Source organism: Neobacillus sp. S1115 (assembly GCF_055385565.1).
Genome location: NZ_AP038275.1, coordinates 499,899 through 522,658, shown reverse-complemented (window position 1 = coordinate 522,658; position 22,760 = coordinate 499,899). Strand labels below are relative to the sequence as shown.

General features: G+C 41.6%; 12 protein-coding genes. 8 read left to right on the top strand and 4 right to left on the bottom strand.

The window, feature by feature from the left end; all coding sequences use genetic code 11:
- The first annotated feature begins 238 nt into the window (after positions 1 to 238).
- The 5 genes from ACZ5B7_RS02580 (at position 239) to ACZ5B7_RS02560 (ending at position 6,713) form a co-directional block, all read left to right on the top strand.
- Entirely contained in the window at positions 239 to 1,807 is a 1,569-nt protein-coding gene (locus ACZ5B7_RS02580; RefSeq protein ID WP_464492517.1) for a transporter substrate-binding domain-containing protein, read from the top strand.
- Complete coding sequence (locus ACZ5B7_RS02575) at positions 1,807 to 3,171, top strand: sigma-54-dependent transcriptional regulator (protein ID WP_464492516.1); 1,365 nt, start codon at positions 1,807 to 1,809, stop codon at positions 3,169 to 3,171. The genes ACZ5B7_RS02580 and ACZ5B7_RS02575 overlap by 1 nt, the downstream gene beginning before the upstream one ends.
- The gene (locus ACZ5B7_RS02570) at positions 3,168 to 4,151 is read left to right on the top strand and encodes a TAXI family TRAP transporter solute-binding subunit (protein WP_464492515.1); all 984 of its coding nucleotides are present in this window, start codon (positions 3,168 to 3,170) and stop codon (positions 4,149 to 4,151) included. The genes ACZ5B7_RS02575 and ACZ5B7_RS02570 overlap by 4 nt, the downstream gene beginning before the upstream one ends.
- Positions 4,152 to 4,433: 282 nt before the next feature.
- Positions 4,434 to 5,753, top strand: a complete 1,320-nt coding sequence (locus ACZ5B7_RS02565; RefSeq protein ID WP_464492514.1) for an MFS transporter — start codon at positions 4,434 to 4,436, stop codon at positions 5,751 to 5,753.
- Positions 5,754 to 5,915: 162 nt separating this feature from the next.
- Positions 5,916 to 6,713, top strand: coding sequence for a fumarylacetoacetate hydrolase family protein (locus ACZ5B7_RS02560; protein WP_464492513.1), 798 nt, complete (start codon positions 5,916 to 5,918; stop codon positions 6,711 to 6,713).
- A gap of 137 nt (positions 6,714 to 6,850) precedes the next feature.
- On the opposite strand, the gene ACZ5B7_RS02555 is transcribed toward ACZ5B7_RS02560, so the two are convergent.
- Positions 6,851 to 8,146, bottom strand: coding sequence for a transcriptional regulator (locus tag ACZ5B7_RS02555; RefSeq protein ID WP_464492512.1), 1,296 nt, complete (start codon positions 8,144 to 8,146; stop codon positions 6,851 to 6,853).
- Between the two features lie 205 nt (positions 8,147 to 8,351).
- Between ACZ5B7_RS02555 and ACZ5B7_RS02550 the strand changes: the two genes are divergently transcribed.
- Together ACZ5B7_RS02550 and ACZ5B7_RS02545 are read left to right on the top strand one after the other, a co-directional pair.
- Positions 8,352 to 9,572, top strand: a complete 1,221-nt coding sequence (locus ACZ5B7_RS02550; protein ID WP_464492511.1) for an MFS transporter — start codon at positions 8,352 to 8,354, stop codon at positions 9,570 to 9,572.
- The gene (locus tag ACZ5B7_RS02545; protein ID WP_464492510.1) at positions 9,569 to 10,999 is read left to right on the top strand and encodes a M20 family metallopeptidase; all 1,431 of its coding nucleotides are present in this window, start codon (positions 9,569 to 9,571) and stop codon (positions 10,997 to 10,999) included. The genes ACZ5B7_RS02550 and ACZ5B7_RS02545 overlap by 4 nt, the downstream gene beginning before the upstream one ends.
- Before the next feature lie 85 nt (positions 11,000 to 11,084).
- Here the strand turns inward: ACZ5B7_RS02545 and ACZ5B7_RS02540 are convergent, their stop codons facing one another.
- On the bottom strand, positions 11,085 to 12,470 hold the full coding sequence (locus ACZ5B7_RS02540; RefSeq protein ID WP_464492509.1) for an MFS transporter: 1,386 nt from the start codon (positions 12,468 to 12,470) through the stop codon (positions 11,085 to 11,087).
- A 157-nt stretch (positions 12,471 to 12,627) separates the two neighbouring features.
- Here ACZ5B7_RS02540 and ACZ5B7_RS02535 point away from each other — a divergent pair, with 157 nt between their 5' ends.
- Positions 12,628 to 14,868 carry an outer membrane protein assembly factor BamB family protein gene (locus ACZ5B7_RS02535; protein ID WP_464492508.1) on the top strand — a complete coding sequence of 747 codons (2,241 nt, stop codon included), beginning with the start codon at positions 12,628 to 12,630 and terminating at the stop codon, positions 14,866 to 14,868.
- Positions 14,869 to 14,926: 58 nt separating this feature from the next.
- Here the strand turns inward: ACZ5B7_RS02535 and ACZ5B7_RS02530 are convergent, their stop codons facing one another.
- Positions 14,927 to 16,075, bottom strand: coding sequence for a PQQ-dependent sugar dehydrogenase (locus tag ACZ5B7_RS02530; protein ID WP_464492507.1), 1,149 nt, complete (start codon positions 16,073 to 16,075; stop codon positions 14,927 to 14,929).
- Positions 16,076 to 16,293: 218 nt separating this feature from the next.
- A complete protein-coding gene (locus ACZ5B7_RS02525; RefSeq protein WP_464492506.1) occupies positions 16,294 to 22,680 on the bottom strand; it encodes a lamin tail domain-containing metallophosphoesterase family protein in 6,387 nt (2,128 codons plus the stop codon).
- Positions 22,681 to 22,760 lie beyond the last annotated feature (80 nt).

Sequence of the window (22,760 nt, the reverse complement as noted above, 5' to 3'; positions counted from 1 at the left end):
TGAAAAATGGCGGCGTTGACAGGCACTTATTCTAAACTAAGTTCTATCAGGGAGTTCACAGATTTTACTTATCTCTTGTTCAGTACAGGTACGAAACGAGGCAGAACCTTCCCTTTACATCTCCCAAATCTAACGCGGACTCTGTTTGATTATGCTTAAGAGTGATACAATAAATAAAATAATTGGGTTATTATACCCCCACTGATCGAAGTTTCTCTTTATATAGGGAGGGCTTTTTTTGCGATATTTAGGTTTACTAGTTTTTCTAACACTCCTGCTTTTCCCTGCCTTCCCACAATTGGCGGCAGCGCAGGATTCGCATGTGATACGAGTCGGATTTGATAAAAGCTTACCGCCCCTTTCCTATTTGGATCAAAATGGCGAAGCTGTTGGATTTGACATTGAACTGATCCGGAAAGTGACCGAACACCAGGGATATCAACTCCAATTTATACCGCTTGAGTTGGAGGATGCCATTCAAATGCTAAAGGCTGGTCAGCTTGATGTGATGGTGGGATTAAAATATACCAGTAGCCGTAACTCTTTTATTGACTTCAGCGATTCCTATCTAACGATGTCGGACGCTGTCGTGATTCCCTCCAGCATTGGGGATATTTCCGGTATCAATGATTTGAAAGGAAAAGTCGCAGCAGTTCAGCGGGAAGATGCTGTCATTACACAACTGGAAGGTATTAGAGGAAGTCAAATACTAGAGGCCTTTAATCAACCTGATGCGCTCGACATGCTTTTTTTAGGAAGAGCGGATGTATTCTTGGGGAACCGTTGGACGGCTGAATACGTTCTCCAAAATGTCGACAAGCAAAAACACTACCGAATTAGGACGGGACTTATCCCGCCAGCAGATTATGCTTTTGCCGTACGGAAAGGCAATTATAAACTATTAAACATATTGAACAAGGGTTTGGCAGAAACCCATCAAAACGGTACATATGAACGCCTATATTCCCAGTATCTTGAACCATATAGCGGCTTAGCCATTGGCTGGTGGCGAAATCTGGTCTATGGGCTGCTCATCGTGACGGGAATCATATTTACTATTCTGATTGGAAGCTTTATTTGGAATAAAAGATTACAACAAGAAGTTAATAGACAAACACAAGCATTAATAGCACAGGAAAAGATGCGGGCTTTAGGTCAGCTCGTCGCTGGTATCGCTCATGAACTGCGCAATCCACTTACCGCGATTAAAACTTTTGTTGAGCTGCTTCCTAGAAAAATAGATGATCCGCGGTTTCGAACTGAACTTGTCCGCCATGTCCCGGAAGAAGTAGGAAGGATGAACCGAATTATTGAGGATTTACTAGATTATTCGAGGGAAAAACCTATGCATCGCGAATGGGGAAAGCTGCTGGAACTGGTTCAATCGGTCACGGATCTTTTTATGAAACAAATCCGAAGTGAAGGGATCATGTTAGAAATTGATATTCCCCCAACCTTGGAAGTGTTTATGGATCGGGGGCGGATTAAACAAGTACTAATCAATTTAATCCTTAATGCTATCGAGGCAATGGCAGACGCGAAGGAAAAACGATTGACTTTTCATGTTTCAACCGAGGGGTCCATGCAAATTCTCAAGATTGCTGATTCGGGGAAAGGGATTAAGGATGAGGATGCTCTTCATCTTTTTCAGCCTTTTTATACCACTAAGAAGCAAGGAATAGGATTAGGCCTGTATATTAGCCAAAAGATTATGAAGGAGCATGGAGGACGGATTGAAGTGAAAAGCGCCAAAAATACCGGAACAACTTTCAACCTATTTTTTGCTAATGAAGGAGATGCTTCGTGATGAATATTTTAATCATTGATGATGAACAGGCTATTTGCTCCTCTCTTTCGTTCGCTCTTGAGGATGAATACACAGTTTGGACAGCTTCTAATGCGGAGAACGGCCAAAAATTGCTGGAAAGCGAAGCAATTGATGGCGTTTTGCTCGACCTTAATTTAGGCAGATCGAGCGGAATGGATCTTCTTCGGATTATCAAGGAAAAGTGGCCGGATACGGTTGTGATTATGATGACCGCCTATGGCACAATCGATTCCACCGTTGAAGCCATTAAAGAAGGTGCCTATCATTATCTAACAAAGCCCCTAAATCTGGAAGAAGTTAAATTAATGTTAAAAAAGGCCCTTACTTTTCAGCAGCTGCACCAGCAGGTTCAAGTGTTGGGCCAAGCGGTACGCCAACGGGAATCCTATGCTGGTTTAATCGGTAAGAGCGAATGTATGCAGAAAGTATTCCAATTAATTGAGAAGGTGAAGGATATTCCCTCCAACATTATGATTACGGGGGAAAGCGGAACGGGCAAAGAATTAGTGGCCCGTGCGATTCATTTTCAAGGTATACGCCAACAAAATGCATTTTCTGTCATTAATTGTGCAGCCATTCCAGAATCATTGCTTGAAAGCGAACTGTTCGGGCACGAAAAAGGCGCGTTTACAGGTGCTTATCAGCGCAAACAAGGCCTTTTTGAACAATCCGATGGCGGTACCATCTTCCTGGATGAAATCGGTGAAATGCCACTTGCCCTTCAAGCGAAGATTTTGCGGGTGATTCAGGAGAAGGTGTTCACTCCACTTGGTTCTCAAGCGGCAAAGGAAGTGGATGTGCGAATTATATCCGCGACACATCGAAATCTTCTAGAAGAAGTGGCTAAAGGGAACTTTCGCGAGGATCTCTACTATCGCTTGAACGTGATTCCAATCCACGTTCCTCCATTAAGGGAGCGAAAGGAAGACGTTCCGCTTCTCATCGACCATTTTTTAGCTTTCTATTCTGCTAATATGAATATCCGGACGAAGTCGTGCAGCCTTGATGCAAAAAGGATGCTTTACCACTACTCCTATCCTGGTAACGTTCGGGAACTTTCCAATATAGTAGAATATGCGGTTGCCCTATCTGATAACGATGTGATCCAGCTTTCAGATCTCCCTGAAGCCGTTTATCGTAAAGATATTCCTTCTATAGAATCTCCTGATGAGAATGGTCTATTCCTTCCGGAAGGCCTTTCGCTTGCGGAAGTAAATAGAGAATATATCCTTTATACTTTGGAAAAAAATCAGGGTCACCGCATGAACACGGCTAAACAATTAGCCATCAGCGAGCGGGGATTACGCGAAAAATTGAAGCAATATTTGAGGGAATCAGAATGAGAAGGTTCTTTTTAATGGCGGGGATTGCGCTGACTCTAGGGGCTTTTACACTTGGATGTACGAAACAGCCAGAAAAAACATCTCATCATCCAGCAAACGAACAAAACTATTTAACGATTGCAACCGGCGAGGTTTCTGGTCCCTATTTCACCATTGGGGAGGCATTAGCGAAAGTGTATAAAACGAAACTTGGTTACAATACAGCCGTCCGGTCCACAGACGGATCAGTCGAGAATGTGAGCCTATTGGAGAATCATAAGGCGGACCTGGCTTTTGTCATGTCCGATACAGCTGCCTTCGAGCTGGACCGCTATGTAAAATCTAGGGATGCAAGATCCAAGCAACCGCCATTTAAAGCAGTAGCTGGACTTTATTTTAACTATGTTCAAATTGTTACACTGCAAGATGAAAACATTCAGTCCGTTTACGATTTAAAAGGAAAGCGAGTCGGTGTAGGTGCCCCGAATAGCGGGGTTGAGAGGAATGCGCGAATGATTTTGCAGGAACATAGCATCACCTATCAGGATATACAGCCTGAATACCTTTCCTATGCTGAAGCAATGGAACAATTAAAAAACAAAAAAATAGATGCAGCCTTTGTTACTTCCGGCCTTCCCAATAATGCTGTCTTGGAGTTGCAGAAATTGAAAGACGTTGCGATTGTTCCTATTCAAGCTAACATTATCGATCATTTAATGAAACAGTATCCATTCTTTGAGAAGGCAGAACTGCCGACCGGTGTCTACCAAAATAACCAGCCCATCCCGACAGTAGCCATTCGTAACATACTTCTAGTTCGTTCCGATTTAACAGATGCTCAGGTCTATAAAATGACCAAGACATTCTTTGAAAACTTGAATACAGTGCAACAAGCGCATCAAGCTGCAAATAATATTAATCGAAATGGAGCAGGAAAAGGCCTGGTTGTCCCCCTCCATCCGGGAGCAATGAAATATTTTAGAGACTCCGGAATTCAGTAGGTACTAATTTATGCAGAGGAAAAAAAGTCCGTTTTGGTTGACTGTATCCGGCAAAAAATTCCGTTTTAATCGGAACTTTTTGCCGGATATTTTTTTATAAAGAAAAATATTAATTATTAATTTTCTTTATATTCCGTTATAAATAAAGGTTTTGTTACCACTGAAACACTTTGGCATGAAATTTGCATTGTAAATAAGTAAGCTTTTAAACATCAAGGGGCGAAACGGATTCCTAGTTTACATTTTTTGTATTCGCTTACAACATAAAAGGGGGATTTAAGAGTGAAAGAACGAAATGATCGTGCAGCGTCACGACGTATTACAAGCAACATCTTCAAGGGATCGCTTGGAAATCTAATTGAATGGTACGACTGGTATGTCTATTCTGCTTTTGCCATTTATTTTTCTGCTGTATTTTTCCCACAAGGAAATCCCACCATTCAATTGCTTAACACAGCTGGGATTTTCGCTATCGGTTTTCTCATGCGTCCTATTGGCAGTCTGTTAATGGGAATATACGCCGACCGGCGTGGCCGCCGAGCTGCGTTGACACTTTCCGTCACCATTATGGCAGGGGGGTCTTTAGTTATTGCCTGTACTCCTGGTTATAGCAGCATCGGTATTCTATCACCTATCATTCTCGTCATTGCCCGGCTGATTCAAGGAATCTCGCTCGGCGGAGAGTACGGAACTTCCGCCACATATTTATCTGAGATGGCGAGCAGCGGCCGCCGCGGCTTCTACTCTAGTTTCCAGTACGTTACACTTGTAGGCGGGCAGTTGCTGGCACTCGGTGTAATGATTATCCTTCAGCAAACACTTAGTGAGAGCGCTATGCATTCATGGGGCTGGCGTATTCCGTTCGTCATTGGCGCATTAGGAGCATTGGCCGTATTATGGTTGCGCCGTACAATGGACGAATCTGAACAATTTTCGAAAATGGGCAAAGAAACCCGTAAAAAGGCTGGAACCCTTAAGGTTTTAATGAAATATCCTAAGGCAGTTTTAACAGTAGTTGGCTTAACGCTCGGCGGAACGATCGCCTTCTACACTTTTACAACTTATCTACAGAAATTTATGATTAACACAGTAGGAATCGATAAAGAATCTGTCAGCTGGATTAATTTTCTGGCATTACTCATATTTGTTGTTTTGCAGCCACTTGCCGGTATGCTTTCCGACCGAATTGGCCGCCGCCCGCTATTACTAGGTTTTGGAGTATTGGGAACCATCCTGACGGTACCGCTCTTTATGCTTATGCAACAGACAAAAAATCCAGTCATGGCTTTTCTACTTATGTTGGTCGGCCTCGTGATTGTGACAGGCTATACATCCATCAACTCGATTGTAAAAGCGGAATTATTCCCAACCGAAATTCGGGCACTTGGCGTAGGATTTCCGTATTCCCTCACCGTCGCTATATTCGGCGGGTCAGCTGAGTTCGTTGCTTTATGGTTGAAGAATGCCGGAAAAGAATCTCTCTTCTTCTATTACGTTGCCGTTTGTATAGCAATAAGTCTATTTACTTACTGGCGTATGGGTGAATCTTCTAAAACATCCCATATTGAGTCTGAACTTAATTTCAATAATAAATCAGCATAGACAAATTGCCCTACAAGGTCATCTATAAACTTGTAGGGCATTTTTGCTCGTAGATGATAGCAAATTAAATGGTAATAAAATTAGGTTAATAAGAAAAAGAACAATATGATATAATCAGCAACAGGTAAGATACATCAAGTAAGTGAAGGAGTTCATATGGTAATGCAGGTGCTTCAAAAAACACAAACGATAGTTCGCTATCAGAAACCTAACGGTAAAGCTTCTTATGGAATGCTTGAAGATAATGAGATATTACAATTGTCCAGTGATTTTGCTGAAATTGTAAATAATGATCTGAAATTTGATGGTGTAAGGGTTAAATATAGCGATGTGAAGATTTTGGAGCCAGTTATCCCCTCTAAAATCGTTAATTTTGGCTGGACATATGCTGGACACGCAAAAGAGACTGGAGGAACGGCCAATCTTAAAGAGCCGTTTTTGTTTTTAAAACCGACCTCTTCCTTGATCCCAGACCAGGGCGAAATCATCCTTCCATCACCTGACTTAACGCAACAGGTAGAATTGGAGGGAGAAGTGGCAATCGTTATTGGGAAGCGGGCCAAAAATGTAACAGAAGAAGAGGCAATGGATTACGTGTTTGGCTATACTTTATTTAATGATGTAACGGCAAGGGACCTTACAAAAACCGATCCCCAATTCACAAGAGGCAAAGGTTTTGATACATTCGGTCCGTTGGGTCCGTGTATTGTGACTGGCTTGGATCCGACTAATTTACGGATCGTAACAAAATTAAATGGAACAGTGGTACAAGATGGCAATACGAATCAGATGTCCCTTTCCATCCCTTTCCTTATCAGTTGGATTTCACAGGTTATGACACTTGAACCAGGTGATGTTCTGGCTACCGGTTCGCCTTCAGGAAGCTGCCCAATGAAATCCGGAGATGTTGTAGTTGTTGAAGTAGAGCAGATTGGTAAGCTTTGTAATTATGTAAAATAAATAATACGATTTCAATAACGAATGTCCCTATGCATCCTTTAAAGCTATAGGCATAGATTTAAAATAAGGTGTTAAATGCAAGTATTCATCTACTACTTGCATTTAACACCTTTACTTTTAAACAATACTTATAGAACTTATAGAAAGTTCAGCTTATAAACCTTTTTGGGTCTTCCTCTCAGTTTTTCTTGCTTTTTATGTGAGATTTTGGCTATTCCCTTTTCCTCAAGTTTATTTAAGATTCGGTTGGCCTGACGTAATGTAATCTTTAAATGAAATGCCAATTCATCCGCGGTTAGTTCATCGGTCATATTTTTGGCAATGACCGCCATGATTTTTTTGATTTGCAAGGTCGATATTTCTAATTTTTCGCTAAGCTGCTCTAACTGCGGTTCAACCGTATTGGTAATTTGTATGCAATGTTCTTCGCCAAGCGGCCCAACGATTTCCTCATTGTCAGTAATCACGAAAGTACAAGAAATTCCATGCAATTGCGCTTCTTTATTTGCGTTTTCAGCAGATGTTTTGGCCTGATATAACGAGGAACCGGCACCCCATCCTATATATGTATTGAACGAGAGTGTCTTATTCAGGTATTCAAGGACGGAACATTGCGTAAATTGGTTTGTTAGTTCTTTTAGTTCTCCATAGGAAGTGATAATTTCAAAGCAATCATGCTTTTTTTGGATGGCAGACAGTATTTTGTATTGATCATTGTACTCCATAAGCGCTTTATGGAGAAGAATTTGTTTGAAATCCAAATCAGACATGGTTTCTTGGCCTTCAATCGTGATAATGCCGATTGCCAACTGGTTGTCCATTAGCCGAGCAAGCTGCACCTCATTGATGATTTGCTTCATCTGTTCCAATATGGATTCAATAGAAGGAAAGATAAAGATATGAGGAATACCTGACTCTTCGAGGCGGCTAACCACATTGCTCATACGCGTAATCGATAAATCAGTCTTCCCTTGCTTCCATAATGTTAAATGCTTTTGAAATGTCCTCTCATAAATGTCTTCCAAAACTTCAAGGTCATGGGTATAGGGAAATTCCTCCTCCTTTAATACTTTCTGGAGACCCATAAAACCATTTTCTTCACTTATAAAATCAATAAAAACTCTGGAAAAGTTTAAATCTTTATTCGCATTGCTAATAGTAAATAAATGCTTATAAAAATCCCCTTCAGGGATATCCAAATAAAACGTAGGGGTTGGAAAGTGTGCAGTATTCTTGCTCAATATTTTATAACCCAATTCTCCACTACAGACAAACCCATCACAAAATGGCTGATAGTGCTCATATAACTCCTTAATCTCGCTAATTTTTCGATAAGGAATGAAAATGAGTTCACATTGCTCCCGAATCATGGGTTCAATTTTCTTTATTCTTCCAAGCGAATAAGGAGTCGTAATCACGCCAATTTTAATCATAAGCTATTTCGCTCCTTTCATCTGAACATAAGTACCTTTATTATACTAGTTTACTTGATTTAATACTAAACACTAACCATTTTTAGAAAATTTCCATTATAAATTATATTGTAATTCTTCAAACCGCTCGTTATAATTAATTTAAGACATGTCTTAAATGGTTCCAAAAATAGCGCTTCTAACTATCATGAAAAGGGGATTTTCTATGAATGAAAACGTGTACAACAAGAAAACCAAAACAATTGTTTTAACCCTTCTTTTTTTAACTTGGATTGTCAACTATATGGACAAAAACTCTATGAATGTTGCTATCATCTCTATTTCTAAAGAATTTCACCTAAATCCAACTCAATCGGGAATGATCATCAGCAGTTTCTTTCTAGCTTATGCGATTATGCAATTAATCGGGGGATGGCTGACAGATAAATATGGTTCAAAGAAAATTATCCTCATATCGTTAATTGTATGGTCCATATTCACCATTTTTACTGGCTTCGCTTGGTCGTTTCTCTCATTAATTATTATTCGCTTCTTATTCGGGATTGGCGAAGGAAGCTTCCCTTCTGCTAGTTCTGTCGCCTTAGCAGAAAATTTCCCTAAAGAACAGCGTGGAAGGGCGAAAGGACTGTTGTCTGCCGCAACGCAAATAGGCGCCATCACGGCTTCTATTGTGGCTGCCTTAATGATTAGTAAGGTTGGATGGAATGTAATGTTCTATGTCTTTGGCGGGCTTGGATTTATTTTCCTTCTTTTACTTTGGAAATACCTTCCTGAAAGAACCCAATTAAACAGAGATCAAGAAAAGCCAAAAGTTTCTTATATAAACGTGCTAAAAAATCCACTTGCTTGGAAGTTAATGCTTATTTATTTCGGGATGAGTATGGTGAACTGGGGATTAAGTTCTTGGCTGCCTTCCTATTGGGTAAACGTGCGTCATCTTGAATTAGTGAAAACGGGCCTCATTTCGATGCTGCCGATTGCATTTTCGCTTCTTGCAATCGCTCTCAGTTCCTGGGCGATTGACAAAATAGCAGCAGGGAAAGAAAAGTATATTATCATAATAGGTTCTCTCATTGGTATCATTTCGCTTTACTTAACAATGGGTGCAGCCTCTGTCCCAATGGCACTTACATTCCTGTGCATGGCTTATTTTGGAGTTGGTCTCACCTCTGTTGTCCTTGCTCTCCCTTTGAAATATTTTTCTCAAGAATCGATGGGAACCACAGTAGGAATTATGTATTTTGGAGGACAGATGGCAGGAACGATTGCACCAACATTAATGGGCTATACCATCACCATTTTTAACGGTTCTTACTCTGGGGCTTTCACATTATTAATTCTTTCTCTTGTGATCCCTATTGTGACAAGCCTATTTTTAAAAACAAATTCTCATTCAACACAAATAAAAGGAAGTAATGCAGCATGACGGATATTCAAAAAATAATTGAGATTATTGAAGAAAAAAGGGACCATTTCATTCAGATCAGCGATCAAATCTGGGATTTTGCTGAAACCCGCTTCCAAGAAACACGCTCTGCTGAGCTAATTTGTCAAACGCTTGAAGCGGAAGGATTCTCAGTTGAAAAAGGAATTGCAGACCTACCTACCGCTTTTGTTGGCAGCTTTGGTACTGGGAGTCCTGTTGTAGCCATCCTAGGTGAATACGATGCACTTTCAGGACTAAGCCAGAAAAGCGGAACGACCTTTCACGAACCCATTGAAACAGGCGGAAATGGACACGGCTGCGGGCATAATCTTCTAGGAACTGGCGCTCTGGCCGCTGCGATTGCTCTAAAAGAGATGATGGAACAGCAGGGGCTGCAGGGAACCGTCAGATATTATGGGTGTCCTGCTGAAGAAGGCGGTTCTGGAAAAACCTTTATGGCTAGAGCAGGTTGTTTTGATGATGTTGATTTCGCCCTTTGCTGGCACCCCTGGACAACTAATACCATTTTACCAGGGAACTCATTAGCTAATTACCAAGTATACTTTAAATTCAAAGGAAAAAGTGCACATGCGGCAGTTCAACCTCACTTGGGAAGAAGCGCACTTGATGCCGTGGAACTGATGAACGTTGGCGTAAATTACCTGCGGGAGCACATCATTTCAGATGCAAGAATCCATTATGCCATTACAAACACCGGAGGATTTTCTCCTAATGTTGTTCAAGCAGAAGCAGAGGTTCTTTATTTAATTCGTGCACCTAAGACAGACCAAGTTAAAGAAATATACGAAAGAGTTTGTAAGATTGCTAGGGGCGCAGCGTTGATGACAGAAACAGAGGTAGAAATTGTATTTGATAAAGCCTGCTCCAACCTGGTTCCAAATACAACACTTAACGCCAAAATGGCTGAAGTAATGAATCAGATTGGTGCCCCGATTTATAATGAGGAGGAACTTCTTTTTGCCAAACAGCTTCATGCCACATTGTCTGAAGCAGACAGAAAAAACGAATTGAACAACTTGCCGAAAGAAGTCGCTGAGATTCTGAAGGATAAAGCCATTTCTGATATGATTAATCCATATTCTGATGATTTAGCAGATAAACCGCTCGGAGGGTCGACCGATGTTGGGGATGTGAGCTGGCTAGTACCGACAGCGCAAATTGGCACTGCCTGCTGGGTTTTAGGGACACCGGCCCATACCTGGCAAGTAGTTACCATAGGCGCTACATCTATTGCTCATAAAGGAATGCTTCAAGCGGGAAAGGTTCTAGCAGGAACAGCGCTTGAAGTAATCAAAAATCCAGAGCTCCTTGAGAAATGCAAACTTGAACAAAAAGAACGATTAGGTGGAGATGTCTATCAATGTCCAATACCTAAAGAAGTCGTTCCTGCATGTAATAGGATTTAGAAACAAAGGGACGGTTCATCTGCTTTCGAAGCAGATGAACCGTCCCTTTTCATTCTGAAATATCAGAATCCCCCCATGCATCACATCATGATGCAGAAGAACCGTCCCCATGCATCACTTGCATCTTTTTAGTAATGAACAGGATTCCTGGCAGTAATATGAAGGATACGATGAGTAAAATGATGGTCAGCCAGTTTTGGCTGGTGTCGTTGACTCCAGCTGCGAAGATGACGCCGAATACGCTCGAGGCAAGGATATTGCCTATAAATCTTGATGTCATAAACAGACCTGAGGCCGTCCCCGTTTCCGCTACAGAAACAAAGGAATAGAGCCGTGTTTGTAATCCTATGTTTAAAATTCCATTACTTAATCCAATGGTTGATAACACGATAAATATCCAGTAAAGCGGCGAGTTATGGTGGATTGTCAGCAATAGGACACCGCCCACTACTCCAATAATCCCTCCGGTTAGCAACGGCTTTCTATATCCAGATTTATCGATCCAACGTGTCGCCAGTGGCGTAGTAATAATGGAGAATATAGAAATTGATAGCATAATGAGACCCGTTAGCTTGGAGCTTAGCTTTAATACAGATTGTAAATAAATCGGCATGGAAAGCAGCAGGGCAAAAAAGATTACAGTTGCTAAAATATATTGAACATACACTAATGAAATATTGGGGTTATTTTTTAGGAAAATAACATCGATAAAGGGCCCCGCTTTCTTTTTTTCGAAAAAGTAAAACAAAAATGTCAGCACTAAAGAACCAATTAATGCCCATACATTCAAGCCGCTTGCGAGTGTTTGGAAAAAATACATCCAGCATGTAATAAATAAACTGAACAAAATAATCCCAATCCCATCCCACTTGAATGTATTATTTGTACTCCTCACATCATTCGGAATAAAAAGAACAACCAAAATAGCCGAAATAATGATAATCGGAAAGTTCACATAAAAAATCACATGCCAGCCGCCCTGCTGAATTAACAGTCCGCTGATGGTCGGCCCAAATGCCGCCGACGTGGTCGCAAATACCGATAGTGTACCGATTACTCTGTTTTGATTTTTTTGAATATAGGAGCGAACAATACCGATTCCAGCAGGGTATAGAGCGGATGTACCGATCGCTTGTATCGTTCTCATGCCTAAGAGAAATGGCATATTCGGAGATAATGGAGCAGTAAATGAAGAAATACCTACCAACAATAGGCCAAATAAAAAGATTCTTTTCCTCCCATAAGTGTCACTAAGTTTACCAATGAGGGGCAGGAAAATAGCACTTACAATAAAATAGGAAGCAATTAGCCACGTAATATCTTTTGATGTAAGCAAAAACTCATTTTTTATCTCAGGTAATGCAACAGTTATCATCGTTGTATTTAAAGGGTTCAATATGACCCCTAACGCGATGGCTACGATCAAGAAATTTCGGTTTTTAACTGAAGAAACATTTTTTGTTGCAAGCATGTACCATCCGATCTCCTCTTACCAATTTAATTATAAGTATATCATGAAACATGGGGACGGTTCTTTTGCTTCTGAAGCAAAAGAACCGTCCCCGTGCATCCTTTTACTCATTTACGGGAAAATTACTGTAAAAGATTTGAAAGGAGTGATAATTATATTGAAGAAGACTGGTTGGATTTTTATTACTTTATTTATGTTGGTTTTTGCTGGGTGTACGACTGCGCACAAGCCTGAGAAACAGCATGAGACGCAGTCTGAAGCAAAGAAAGAAAACAAGGGTGAGGACAGTAAGCCGGGTGCTAGTGATAATCAAACAAAGGATCAACTGGCCGGCACTGATTATAATGCTTATCAGCATATGACTTACAAGGGAAAGGTTGCTCCAAAGTTTGGAGCAGATGAACTGAGCGCCCCGCCATCGGGGAATTGGCTCACAAATGGCGGAGATATTCGCAATAGCAGATACTCCCCTCTTGAAAAAATCACTGCTGCTAATGTGAAAAATTTAAAATTAGAATGGGTCACAAGCTTAGGTTCCGGGACTGAGTTCAAATATTCGGGTGAAGGAACCCCGCTTGTTTATGATGGCGTCATGTTCACCATTACAGGAGCAAACCAGGTCCAGGCACTTGATGCCAAAACCGGAAAAATGATTTGGGAATATCGGCCGCAGATACCAAGCAGTATGAATACTGTCTGCTGCGGGTGGTTAAGCCGCGGTGTCGCTTTAGGAGACGGAAAGGTCTTTGTCGGATTACTGGATGCCAGACTGGTTGCTTTAGATCAAAAAACCGGAAAAGTGGTTTGGGAGACTAGGGTCGATGATTGGGAAAAAGGCTATACGATTACAAGCGCCCCGCTTTATTATGATGGAAAAGTCTATACAGGGATTGCCGGCGGTGAATATGGAATTAGAGGGTACGTAGCCGCTTATGACTCGGAAATCGGCAGACAAATTTGGCGGAGTTATACGCTTCCTGCCCCTGGTGAAAAAGGAAGCGAAACATGGCCAAACGGCAGCAAGGACTGGCTGACCGGGGGAGCGCCGGTGTGGAACACTCCAGCGGTTGACCCCGAATTAGGGATGATTTATTTTGCAGCTGGGAACACCTCCCCAGACCTGAACGGCAGCAATCGTGAAGGAGATAACTTATTTGCCAACTCCGTTCTTGCACTAGATGCCAAAACAGGAGAATATAAATGGCACTTCCAGGAAGTGCATCATGACATTTGGGACATGGACCCGGCCAATCCCGTCGTTTTATTTGATGTAAACATGAATGGACAAATACGTAAAGGAATTGTCCAGGCCGGGAAAACAGGATGGCTATATATTTTGGACAGGACAAACGGGAAACCGCTGATTGGCATTGAGGAAAAACCGGTACCGCAAAATGCCAATCAAAAAACATCACCGACTCAGCCGTTCCCAATTGGCGACGCATTTGTACCGCAAGCCGTGACGGAAGAAGATGTGAAGCGCGATTTGCCGAAGGACTTTAAGGGTGACATTGGCAGTATCTTTACTCCTTTCTGGGATAAGCCTGTCACTCTTAAACCAACACCGCAAGGAGGAGCCAACTGGCCGCCATCGGCATATAACCCGAACACAGAGTATTTTTACGTAATGGCTAATGACAATTATTTTGCCTATGCCCATTATGCCGAAGAGGAAAAGGATCGGTTCTCCGAGGGGAAAGAATATATCGGCAGCGTCTGGCAGCCGGTGAAAAATTCACCTAGCCGAGGTACTGTAACCGCCCTTGATGTGAAGACGAATAAAATTGTTTGGCAAAAGAAATGGGATGCCATCGCTTACAGCGGTTTGTTAACGACTAAAGGAAACCTGTTATTTACCGGCCATAATGATGGACGGATTATTGCCTACGATGCTTCTAAGGGCGATCAATTATGGGAGTTTAAAATGGATGCCGGTGCAAATGCCCCGCCGATTACCTATGAAGTCGACGGAAAGCAGTATATCTCCATCTATGCCGCCGGAAATACTTTGGCTGGAACAAAGCATGGCGATAAGATCTATACCTTTTCATTGGAGGGCAAATACGGATCGGTTAAAGACTTCCCTAAAAATAAAATCAATACCTCGCCAGTTAAGCAGATTGTGAAGGAAAAACAGCAGGCTAACAAAACGAAAAAAGAAACCTCTGGCACTGCCTCAGGTGAAGCGGTTTATAAAAACAACTGTATGGCCTGTCATGGCGATGCAGGCGCAGGCGGACACAATGGTCCAAATTTACAACAGACAAAGATGGACAAGGCTGCCATTATTAGACAGGTAGAGAATGGCAAAGGCCAAATGCCGCCATTTAAAGATAACTTAACGACGAAAGAAATTGATGCAGTCGCTGATTATGTAAAGAGCCTGGGCGGCGGATGATAGCTGTCCGAGAAACAAAAAAGGTAATCGTCCTGTTTTAATGGACGATTACCTTTTTTTAGTTGGCAGATGCTTTTTCTGTTAAGGAAATATGAATTAACCGGTCATCTTTATCGGTCGGATTTCCGCGTTTGTCACGGTTGCTGGTAATTGTATACAATTCATTGTGATCGACCAGCACATCCCTTAATCTTCCTGCCTCACTGTAAAACTCCTCAAATTTCTTGCTGGCAAGGTCATACGTAAAGATTTTCTTTCCGGCTAAGGAAGCAACAAAGAGCTTTCCGTCATTAAATGCCATACCTGATGGTGCCCACGTTTGATCACCGGATTGAAGAATCGGCTTCATCATGCCTTGTACCTCTTTATCTCCTTGTGCAACAGGCCAGCCATAGTTTTTCCCGGCTTGAATCAGATTAATTTCATCATGCCCTGATTCCCCATGCTCTGAACTATACAGGTTTCCATCCTGATCCCAAGCCAATCCCTGTGGGTTACGATGGCCATAGGAGTAAATATAAGAATTTTTATATGGGTTATCTGCTGGAACATCCCCATTCACGGTCATTCTTAAAATTTTTCCGGCTAAGCTATCAAGATTTTGGGCGTTCGTCGATTTGCCGATATCACCTGTAGTCGCGTACAGCATGCCATCCGGGCCGATTTTAATTCGGCCGCCGTTATTAACCTCGCCGCCAGGAATTTTATCCAAGAGAACCTTGTCTTCCTGCCACGTCTTATCTTCAAGCTTGAGTGAAATAATCCGGTTCAGGGTCTCGCCATCTTTCTGATAGCTGTGAAAAGCAAATGCTTTCTTTGTTGTTGCAAAATCAGGTGCTAACGTAAACCCAAGGAAACCGGCTTCCCCTTTATTGAAAATCTTCTCAGAGGTCTTTACATTCTGAACATCTACCAAGCCGAGGTCACCATTTATTTGAATGACCGACCCTTCCCGCTGGCTTAGAAAAAACAAACCGCCATTCTTATTAATCGTCCATGGGATATACAAATGATTCGCATTCACACTGCCATCATCGGATACTGCAACCTCGACTGCCTTATTCATTACCTCGCTCGCATCCTGCTGTAAGGAACCCTGTTTTTGGCCAGGATCTTTTGCATCATCTTTATCTTCCCAAAACACCGCATACCCAAGCCCCGCTGCCAAAGCAACACTCAACACACTAAAACCTATTAACTTCTTCAAAATACCACCTCAAAAATATAATTTACACCAACAGTTTAGACATATTTCAGACTATTTAAACAATGAAACATGGGTTGAAGCATGGGGAAGCATGGGGAAGCATGGGGACGGTTCTCGTGCATCAAATGCGTAGGGATGTGGGGACTTTTGCTGTGTAGCAATCGCACGAAAAAAGGACGGTTCTTCTGCCTTTGAGGCAGAAGAACCGTCCCTATGCATCATATCCTTTTTTGTTTTCTGCTTAATACGATTACGGTTGAACCCATGATTATGAGCAGGAGTCCAACGATAATTAAGTTGTACATGTTGGTTGCCGTTCCTTGTAATGCTTTGCCCGAAGTCTTTACTATATTTTCGGAATGGTCACCAGCTATATACTGTTCAGTTGATTCAAATACTGTGTACTTACTGAAATGGGAAGTGTCTGCTGTAACAAATCCATTCTCGTACGCTCCGCCAATCTTCTCCCATTTTTTAATTTGTTCATTGTAATAGTATATCTTCACATTTTTTGAGTTCTTTACTTGATATTTGTTCACTTTAAACGTTAACGAAACAGGATTTTGGAAAGTACTAATTTTTTCTCCACCTTGAATAATCGTAAAGTCATATACCCCACCTATTGAACCTTTTACAGAGGAGCCCTTTTCAATTATAACCTGTACTTCCTCATCGTTATGAATGAAGTTAAGGGCTGGTATCTCCAATACAAGGTCAGCTTTTTGCAGTCTGACCAGTGCCTTCTTTTCGCGCAATTGCTTCACCTGCTGTTTGGAGAACGCTACAGTAATGATTGGCTCATCTTGACTGTTTGAAAGATCAATTTCCAGCAATCCTTCTTGTTTCAACTGTTCGATTATTTTTGCGCCAATTTCCAGTCTAGACTTAACCTTATTCGGTTTTGTCGTCACTTTTTCTTTTAAGCCATCTTCCCCTGGATTCCCTGAAGAATGATCTCCCCCATGGTTTGGAGGATTTTCATTATCCCCTGGCTCTTGCTCATCATTATCATCATCTTCATCATCTGAAGGATCTGGTGTATTTGGCTGTTGTGCGTTTCCTTTGGTAAATGACCAGATGTCAGAAACAGATTTTCCTGTATAGTCATCCTCAGCCGTAGCATACCATGAATAGCCGGTGTTTTCGGTTAGCCCGTCCCATACCACTTCAGCTGTTTTCCCACTAGAAACCTTTTCTTGTTCGCCAATTTTTTCATCCGTATAAATGTTCACGGCAAAGTAATCAGTCGCGACTTGCTTTTCCTGTACTTGCAGGTCGACATTGATGACCATCTCATCCTTGCCAGGGAACGTTTCCGGATCATAGAAATTGTAATCATCTAAATACGGTGAGTACGTATTCACGATAATTCGGTTGTTATCCTGGTCAAAATGAAGCAGCTTCATATATCCTTGTCCGCCTTCAGGTCCTCCCTGATAGTCGCCGAGCATTTGGTACACTTGGCGGTCTGGAGTGCCATCTCCATTATCATCAACAGGATCAATCAATGTTTCCGAGTCATGGTAGTGGCCGCTTAGAACAGCAATGACATTTTTGTTTGGCAGTACGACCTCATTATAAATTCGGTTGCCTAAAGGACTGCGATTGCCTGACACTAACAAGTATTCGTGGAAATTCAAAATCGCCTTTCGGTTAGGATATTGTTTTAACACATCACTCATCCATTGCAAATCTTCATCCTGAATTCCCCAGCCCATGTATACCATGATAAAATCATTTCCATTGGCTGAGATTAAGTCATAATGACCTCGGTTATTTTTATAGGACCCGCCATAAAAAGACTTACCCTTAAAGCGGTCCTCACCGAACCATTTAGAAAATTGGGTATAATCACTTGTTTTGTGATCGACATCGTGGTTTCCTGCCAGTACACCGTATGGAACAAGATTGTCCTCGAGGATCCTCATATACTGATCGGCATTATTCCATTGGTATTCCTTGTCGGCTTCATCCACTACATCGCCTGTATGGAACACATATTTAATTTTTAACCTGTCCTTATTTTCGGCAATCCATTTGGTCTGCCTTTCAAATATGTACGGATAGCTTTCCGCATAATATTGTGTATCTGACATCCAAACAAAGGTATAGTCATATTCATCAGGTGTTTGCGGAATTTCATCTTGAATGAGCACGTTGATTTTTGAATCCTTCACATACTCATTTACCGCCACATTCCCTTTTAATTCAAAGTCTTCGGCACCAGCAATTTTATACGAGATCAGCACCCATTTCCCTTGCATGTGGTTCCATGCATACATGGATACTTTTCGACCAGACAGCGACTTACCATCCCAAACCAGCTCAATAATATCGTTTTCATCAACGGATGAATCGACTGTCACATCAAATCGATGGTAAGGAAACTGGGTTCCGGAATTTGACGCTAAATAGTTACCATCTTTCGCAGATACTAATGAAATATCCTCAGCAGAAAATGCTTCTTCTCCTGCAGGAACCCTTGCTTGCGGCGGTTCTACATCCGTTGCATTTTTAAAGGCTTTTACATCATTGGTTTTGCTTGCATCATATTTGTAGCCTTTATAAAAATTGACCTTTAGCTCATCATTGGTTGGATCCGTCACTTTGACCTTTAGTGCTGGATCACCATCAACAGGTACTGCACTGTCATCAGCCGGGGAAACAAGTTCAGGCTTATTCGGATTTTCGTTGGCAACAGAGAAATTCACCGTCATATTCTTGTTATTTCCAACTTTATCTGCTGCGTCTATAATCAGCGTGTGATTGCCTGGAGCAAGCAGTGATGATGCAGTATCATAAGGTACGTTAATTAGATTACCATCCAGCATCACTTTAACAGAATCCACTCCAGAAAGTGCATCCGTTACATCTGCCTCAATACTAAACTTCCCCTTATATTCTTTTCCATCTTTCATATTGGTTGCGATAACCGGTGCAGTATTATCAACTAAAACGGTGCTGCTTACTTCCTCATCCGAATCTTGGGCTTTTACAACATGCTGTCCATCTGAAACAGTGGTTGTGTCCCATTTATATGTTTTTGACGGAGCAAACCCTTCAGTAATCGTAAACTTGAAATCTTCAAATGGACGATAGGTTCCATCATCACCCATGTCATACGTCTTAGCTGGGTTACTATGAGAAGGATCTACCAGGATGGTTCCATCCGGTAAAACCAGACGGGCATTTCGGATGTTAAAATCATCGCGGTTTTCTTCCGATTCATCCAATTGGAATGGTGACGCTTTGTTGCCAGCACGGACCGTGATTGTATTTTCACCAACTAGGAGCTTATCGGCATCAATCGGCACCGTAAGTGTATCCCAATCATTTATCGGATCGTCAAAAATCCTCAGTATTTCATCACCCATCGTGACCCCGTTTTGAAAAAACGTATTGACCCCGTTTACCTCAAAGGCAAAATAAGCCGTATTTTCAACTGAGTTATAGGTATTTTCCGTCAGATCCGAGCCATCGATGAACAACTTGACTTGTTCAGGGCTGTCTTCATTCGATGTGCCCTTCAAAATTTTTTGTCCCCTTAGAATATCTCCATCCTGTACATTTAACCGGAGGCTGGAATCGTCCAGGTCACTTGTAATGGCTATTTTGTAGGTGTCACTTGTGACTTCGTTCGTTCCATCAGAAACCACAAAGTAATATTCCAAATATTTTTTACCAATAATCTCTGGAGAATAGATGGTATAGTGGTACATCATATCATCAAAATTCTCAGCTAAAATGGCTTGGCTGAATTCTGCTTGCGTATTGGTGCGATAAAATAATCGAACAGACTTCACTGCTGTGTCATCATCGGCATCGGCCACAATCTGAATGTCTTCTTTTTGGTCCACTTCAGACGAGGCTGTCCGATTTTCAATCGTTGGCAGAATGGAATCGTCTTCGATATGAACCGGCTTAGCCGGAACCTGAAAGGATTCCACGGCACCTGGGGTTGCGTCTTGAACACCAGGGCTTACTTTTATGAGTTTTGTTGATCCATCCAAAGAATATTTGTATAAAATTCCTTTATTTGGCTGTGTATCATCGACATTGGCTTCATCAAAATAGTAGGAAACGGCAATTTCTTGTTTGGCGTTTGTCGCAACCACAAGACCGCGCATGCTTCCATTCGCCATACCGGCACTGAAGATTCTTACAATATCTTTGTTTTCTACCAAGTTCGTACCATAATTGGCATTGAAATCAGCGACGGTTTTGCTGTCGTTTTGACCGTTGATAATCCAGAAAACAAGTGTTTTTTTAGAAGAGATCACTACATTATCTGGAACTGACGGCCAAATGACATCGGTTGTCGGATCCTCTCCGTAGCGGTATTGAATCTTATAATCTTTAAAATTTATATCCTTGTCCGTATTGTTATAGATTTCGATAAATTCATATCCATCGGCAGACCCAACATTTGTCGAATCTGGGACTACTTCGGTAACAAGGAATTCCGGGACTTTATTATAATCAACATCCGGTTTATTGACATTAATAACATAGTCTTCTGTTTTTGTAGTATTTACGCCATCTGATGCCTCAATATAGTAAGTAATATCAGAGTCTGCTGCCAAACCTGGAATCTCGGCAGAATAGCTGCCGGCATCCTCCGCACTTGCTTTCATCGAAACAGAGGTAAAGCTTTCCTCACCTGATTTTTTATAGTAAAGAGTTGCAAATGGTACGGCCTGATTATCTGTAATCGCCGCTTTGATCGTAATCGATGCAAAAGCATCGCTTTCCGTTACTGGAACGTGTGTAATAACAGGTACTTCCTTGTCAATCGGTGTTTCATCCGATTCAATAGGCTTTGTTGGAACCTGGGCAGTTTCAATCACGCCTGGTGTTGGAGCTGCTTTTACGGCATACTTCTCCATTTCCGATCCGATCGCGGGAAATTTGTATTGAATATCAGCGCCCATATTATCATTTTCGTCAGCTAAATAGCTGGCTGAAACAACATCAGTTCCGGAAGTGTCTTTTAACACCAGGGCTCGATTTCCGGTATTAGAAAAACCGGGGAAGTTTAGGTCGTTAAACTCTACCACTTTTTCACTAGATAATTCTAAGCCATAATTCTTGTTAAAATCCACAAGTGATTTGCTTCCGTTATTGAACCAAAATACCTTTGTTTCTTGGGGTTCAATTGTGACGGGAGGAATGTTAAATACAATTTCCTTCATCGTATCAGTGTAGCGATAAACAAACGTATAGTTTGTTAAGGATAATGGCTGGGTGGTATTGTTGTACAATTCAAAGAACTCGTAGTAATCCGTTCCGGTCCCATTTGAATTCGGGGATAACTCTGTGATCAACAGCGGCAGGTCACTGTATGTTTCCTCCGGCATTTGAACGGTAACTGGATACTCAGCTGTTTTTTGTTTGTTTTGACCATCTGTTGCTTCAATATAATATATTAAATTCGCATTTACACCTGTTCCCGGTATTTCAGCTTCATAGGTTGATACATTCTCGGTGTTTAGATTCATAGGTAAAGCAGTAAAGTTGTCAGCGCCTTCTTCCTTATAATAGAGCGTGGCACTAGGTATTGCCTGATCATCCGTGATAACAGCCTGAATTTTAATTGGCTGTAGCGGCTGACTTTCTTTAATGGCCGTATGTACAATTTCCGGAGCAGCAGTATCCGCAGCAGCAGGTGGCAACGATACTGGGGTACTAGGAACTTGCTCTGCTTCAATGGCACCCGGAGTAGGAGTAGCCTTTACTGTTAGCTTTTCCATTTCAGTTCCTGCAGATGGATATTTATATTGAACCACTAAACCTGTGTTATCCGTTTCACCTGGCAGATAACTTGCAAAAATAACTTCTTTGCCTTCTTTGTCCTTAAGCCCGACAGCCCGGTCTCCACCGTTGGCAAACCCCGGAAAAACATCCTTATATTCAACTACTTGACTGCTTGTTAAGTGAGTTCCAAATTTATTGTTAAAATCAGTCAAGGTCTTACCGCCATTATTAAACCAAAACACAAGTGTTTGCTTTGCTTCAATTGTAACAGGCGGAACCTGAAACACTTTTTCTTCCCCTGTAGTTGTATAACGATATACAAATGAATAATGAGTTAGTAGCAGGGGCTGATCCGTATTATTGTACAGTTCAAAGTACTCATAGTTATCGGTACCTGCCGAATCAGGTGAAATTTCTGTTATCAGCAGATGTGGGAAACTATTAAAATCCTCTTCTGCTAAATTAGTTTGTTCAGGAACCGTAACTTCTCTATTTAATTCTGTAACCTCAGATTGCGTTTCAGACACAGTCGGTTGTGTTCCATTGTTCGTGGATTCTGTTCCTTGATTAACCATTTCTGTGCTATCAAGAGCAGTTTCATTGATTTGTGCTGAAGACTCATTTTCGGTTGGAGGTTGCTCTTGGTTCAATGAAGGATCTTTAGTACCGGAATCTCCCTCTGCTTGTGCTGGTTGAGTCGAATCGGACACAGTTGTCTCGGTAGAATCAGCTTCCGCCGCTAAAAAATGCTTCGACGGAATAGTTATACTAATGTTTGAGAGAATAATAGATAAAATACACACATAAACAATTAGTTTACTTGCCCTTTTGTTCTTTCCTTTCTTCCTCATGGTCCCCTCCAAATATCTTTATTTCTTTACAGCTATCGACAATTATAAACAAGGAATGTTAGCGGAATTTAAAACTCATG